Below are 4,048 nucleotides of genomic sequence, written 5' to 3'. Positions count from 1 at the left end.
GCGGGGGGGGGGGCGGCGGCGGGGGGCGGGGGGGGGGAGCCCGGCCCCTGAGCCGCGGGCGGCCGGCGGGTCAGCCGGCGGTGACCTCCGTGGACGGCGGCTCGGTCGTGCCGGGGTGGGCGCGCAGGGCGTCGGTGCACTCGTAGCGGCGCAGCCGCGGGTCGGCGGGACCGCCCAGGACCACCGAACCGTCGCCCTCGGCGGCGGCCGAGTCCGACAGGGTGCACACGATCTGCGCCAGGGCGTAGGCGTCGAGGGCGGACGGGGCGGTGCTCAGCCGGAGGGCGTCCCGCGGGTCCCCGGCGCGGGGGCCGGCGGCCTTCAGGCCGCGCGGTACGTGCGTGCTGTACCCGGCCGCCTTCTCCCCGGCGGACGGCGGCGCCGCCATCTGGTCCAGCAGCCCCTGGGCGACGATGACCCGCCGCCGCGCGTCGGCCGTGCCCTCCGGCACGGTCACCACCCGGTCGACGCTCACCAGTGACGACCCGCACAGCAGGAACACCTGCACGGGCACCCCGCGCGCGGCCTGCCCGATGACACCGGGCTGGGACGGCGTGCACGGCACCCGCGAGGGCGCGCCGCCGAAGTCGGTGGGCACCTTCGTGGGGCGGATCCCGCACCCCGCGAGCAGCAGCGCCAGCGCCGCGAGGGCCGGCAGGCGGCGGCGCAGGGACCTCAGGCGCCCCCGTCGCTCATGTGACCTCACCGGGCGCCCTCCCGCGCGCTGCCGTTCTCGCCGCCGCTGCGGCCGGGCTCCCGCACCGCACCGTCGCCGTCCTTCCTGCCCTTGCCGTCGCCGTGGTCCGTGTCCTTGCTTTCGCCTTCCGCCGGCTGCGCGGCGAGCGCGGAGGCGTCCCGGGGCAGCCGCAGCGTGAACACCGCGCCGCCCTCGGGGGAGTTGCCCGCGGTGATGTCACCGCCGTGGATGTGGGCGTTGTTCAGGGCGATGGACAGGCCGAGCCCGCTGCCCTCCGACCGCGGCCGGGACGCGCTCGCCTTGTAGAACCGGTCGAAGACGTGCGGCAGCACGTCCTCGGGGATGCCCGGCCCGTGGTCGCGGACCTGGATGACGACCTCCTCCTGCGAGGCGCGCACCGACACCCGCACCGGGGAGCCGCCGTGCTTGAGGGCGTTGCCGATCAGGTTGGCGAGGATGACGTCCAGGCGGCGCGGGTCCAGGCGGGCGTGGATGCCGCGTTCGGCGTCCAGTTCCACCGCGTCCAGCCAGGCGCGGGCATCGATGCAGGCGGTGATCTGGTCGGCGACGTCCACGTCGTCCAGCACCAGCCGGGCGGTGCCCGCGTCGAAACGGGTCACCTCCATCAGGTTCTCCACCAGGTCGTTCAGCCGCCGCGTCTCGCTGACCACCAGCCGGACCGCCGGCTCGATCATCGGGTCGATGCCGCCGCTCTCGGAGTCCAGCTCCTCCTCCAGCACCTCCGTGACGGCCGTGATGGCCGTCAGCGGGGTGCGCAGCTCGTGGCTCATGTCCGCCACGAAGCGGCGGGAGGCCTCGTCGCGGGCGGCCATGTCGGCGACCCGCTTCTCCAGCGCCGCCGCCGCGTTGTTGAACGTCCGGGACAGGTCGGCCAGTTCGTCGGTGCCGGACACCCGCAGCCGGGTGTCGAGCCGGCCCTCGCCGAGCCGGCGCGCCGCCACACCGAGCCGGTGCACCGGCTTGAGCACGGTCGTCGCGGCGGCCTGCGCCAGCAGCGCCGCACCGACCAGGGCCAGCGCGGTGGCGATCCCCAGCGACCAGGCCAGCGAGTTGAGGTCCTTGGCCTCCGGCTCCAGCGACTTGAGCATGTAGCCGGTCGGGCCGCCCCCGATCACCTTCGTGCCCGCCACCAGGTACGGCGTGCCGTGCACGGTGATCCGCTGCCAGTACAGGTGGTACGGCGCCTTGTTCGTCTCAGACAGCGGCTGCCGCTTGTCCACCGCGGCACGCAGCGAGGCGGGCACGTCCCGCAGCGAGAAGCCGCTCAGCCCGCCGGAAGTGCCGTACACCGTCCGTCCGTCGGCGTCCTGACCGACCAGCAGCACGCTGAACCGCTGGCTGCTGCCCGCCATCTGACCGGCGGTGCGCTGCAGCGCGTCCTGCGAGGGGTGCGCCGGCAGCGCGCCCGCCCGGTTGTGCATCTCCTGCCGGAAGTCGCGCAGCACCGCGTCCTGGGCGCGGGTGAGCACCGCCTCCCGGTTCAGCCAGTACGCGATCCCGGACGCCGACACCGCCGCCGTCAGCGCCACCAGCGCGAACACGACGACCAGCCGCAGCCGCAGACTGGTGAACCGCAGCCGCGACCACACCTTCCTGCGCCCCGCGGCCCAGCCGCGGAGCCCCCCTTGCTCATCGGTCACTGAGGCGCGTCCAGGCGGTAACCGACTCCGCGCACGGTACGGATCAGCGTCGGGGACGACGGCACGTCCTCGACCTTGGCCCGCAGCCGCTGCACGCACGCGTCCACCAGCCGGGAGTCACCGAGGTAGTCGTGCTCCCACACCAGCCGCAGCAACTGCTGCCGTGACAGCGCCTGACCGGGCCGCCGGCTCAGCTCCAGCAGCAGCCGCAGCTCGGTCGGGGTGAGCTGCAGGTCCTCGCCGTTCTTCGTCACCGTCATCGCCGCACGGTCGATGACGAGGTTGCCGAAGACCGCCGAGTCGTTCGCCTCCCGCTCGCCGCGCCGCAGCACGGCCCGGATCCGGGCGTCCAGCACCCGTCCCTGCACCGGCTTGACGACATAGTCGTCGGCCCCCGACTCCAGGCCCACCACCACGTCGATGTCGTCGCTGCGCGCGGTCAGCAGGATGATCGGCAGCTGGTCGGTGCGCCGGATGCGCCGGCACACCTCGAACCCGTCGATGCCGGGCAGCATCACATCCAGCACGATCAGGTCCGGCCGCTGCTCGCGCAGCAGCTTCAGACCGTCCTCTCCACTGGCAGCGGTGGCCACCCGATGTCCCTGGCGCGTCAGTGAGAGCTCCAGGGCCGTTCGGATGGCGTCGTCGTCCTCGATCAGCAACAGGGAAGGCACGGCCTCATTCTGGCCCATGCGGGGTCGGGGTTTCGACACCCGTACGGCCGCAGGGCCCGTACCCGTACGGCCGCATCGCCCGCACCGGTGCGCCCGATGCCCTGTGACACGTCTGTGACAGTCGGCGGACACGGCCATGAAGTCACCACGGCAAGCTTTTCGGCACAGGCAAGCAGTCCGCAACTGAGGTCCACCGACGGGGGGCGCGAGATGAACACGCTGCACGGCACCAGCACCAGCGCAGTGGTCACGCGTCTGCACGACGTGACCAGGGGGGCGGAGAAGTCCGGTGCGACGAGTCTGCGGGGGTGCGCTCGCAGCACCGGGCGTCAGCACACCACCCCGTACATGGCGGTGGTGGACGCGCACACGGGGGATCGGGGGGAGACGCACGGCGCCGCCGCGTACGGGGAGGAGCCGGGGGAGCGGACGTCCCTGTCGGAGGCGGAGTTCACCGCCTACGTCCAGGAGCGCCGCGCCTCCCTGTACGCCACCGCCTACCACCTGACCGGCGACCGCTTCGAGGCCGAGGACCTGCTGCAGAGCGCGCTGTTCTCGACCTACCGGGCGTGGGACCGGATCAGCGACAAGGCGGCGGTCGGCGGCTACCTGCGCCGCACCATGACCAACCTGCACATCAGCGCCTGGCGGCGCCGCAAGCTCAACGAGTACCCGACCGAGGAACTGCCGGAGACGCCCGGCGACACGGACGCGATGCGCGGCACCGAACTGCGCGCCGTGCTGTGGCAGGCGCTGGCCCGGCTGCCCGAACTTCAGCGCACCATGCTGGTCCTGCGCTACTACGAGGGCCGCACGGACCCGGAGATCGCGGACATCCTCGGCATCAGCGTCGGCACGGTGAAGTCGAGCATCTGGCGCTCCCTGCGCCGGCTCCGCGAGGACGAGGTGCTCAGCTTCGGCCGCAGCCAGGAGGAGTCCTTCGGCGAGCTGGTCGCCTGAGTCGGCCGCCCACCGAAGGTCGGGGGGAACGGGGGCCGTACCGGGGGGTACGGAAA

General features: G+C 73.4%; 4 protein-coding genes. 1 reads left to right on the top strand and 3 read right to left on the bottom strand.

Annotated elements, in window-relative coordinates; genetic code table 11:
- Positions 1-70 precede the first annotated feature (70 nt).
- From GV126_RS14975 to afsQ1, 3 genes are read right to left on the bottom strand one after another with little or no spacing between them, the layout of a single operon-like run.
- Positions 71-706: a hypothetical protein gene (locus tag GV126_RS14975; RefSeq protein ID WP_236569999.1), complete on the bottom strand. Its 636-nt coding sequence runs from the start codon at positions 704-706 to the stop codon at positions 71-73.
- Entirely contained in the window at positions 703-2,358 is a 1,656-nt protein-coding gene (locus GV126_RS14970) for a sensor histidine kinase (protein ID WP_159666669.1), read from the bottom strand. The genes GV126_RS14975 and GV126_RS14970 overlap by 4 nt, the downstream gene beginning before the upstream one ends.
- The gene (afsQ1, locus tag GV126_RS14965) at positions 2,355-3,032 is read right to left on the bottom strand and encodes a two-component system response regulator AfsQ1 (protein ID WP_028420606.1); all 678 of its coding nucleotides are present in this window, start codon (positions 3,030-3,032) and stop codon (positions 2,355-2,357) included. The genes GV126_RS14970 and afsQ1 overlap by 4 nt, the downstream gene beginning before the upstream one ends.
- A 210-nt stretch (positions 3,033-3,242) precedes the next feature.
- Between afsQ1 and GV126_RS14960 the strand changes: the two genes are divergently transcribed.
- The gene (locus GV126_RS14960; RefSeq protein WP_159666663.1) at positions 3,243-3,992 is read left to right on the top strand and encodes a SigE family RNA polymerase sigma factor; all 750 of its coding nucleotides are present in this window, start codon (positions 3,243-3,245) and stop codon (positions 3,990-3,992) included.
- Positions 3,993-4,048 lie beyond the last annotated feature (56 nt).

Origin of the sequence: Streptomyces mexicanus (assembly GCF_902506575.1) — a bacterium.
Classification (GTDB): Bacteria; Actinomycetota; Actinomycetes; order Streptomycetales; family Streptomycetaceae; genus Streptomyces; species Streptomyces mexicanus.
The sequence above is the reverse complement of the archived record's forward strand: the minus strand, read 5'-3'. Positions and strand labels throughout refer to the sequence as shown.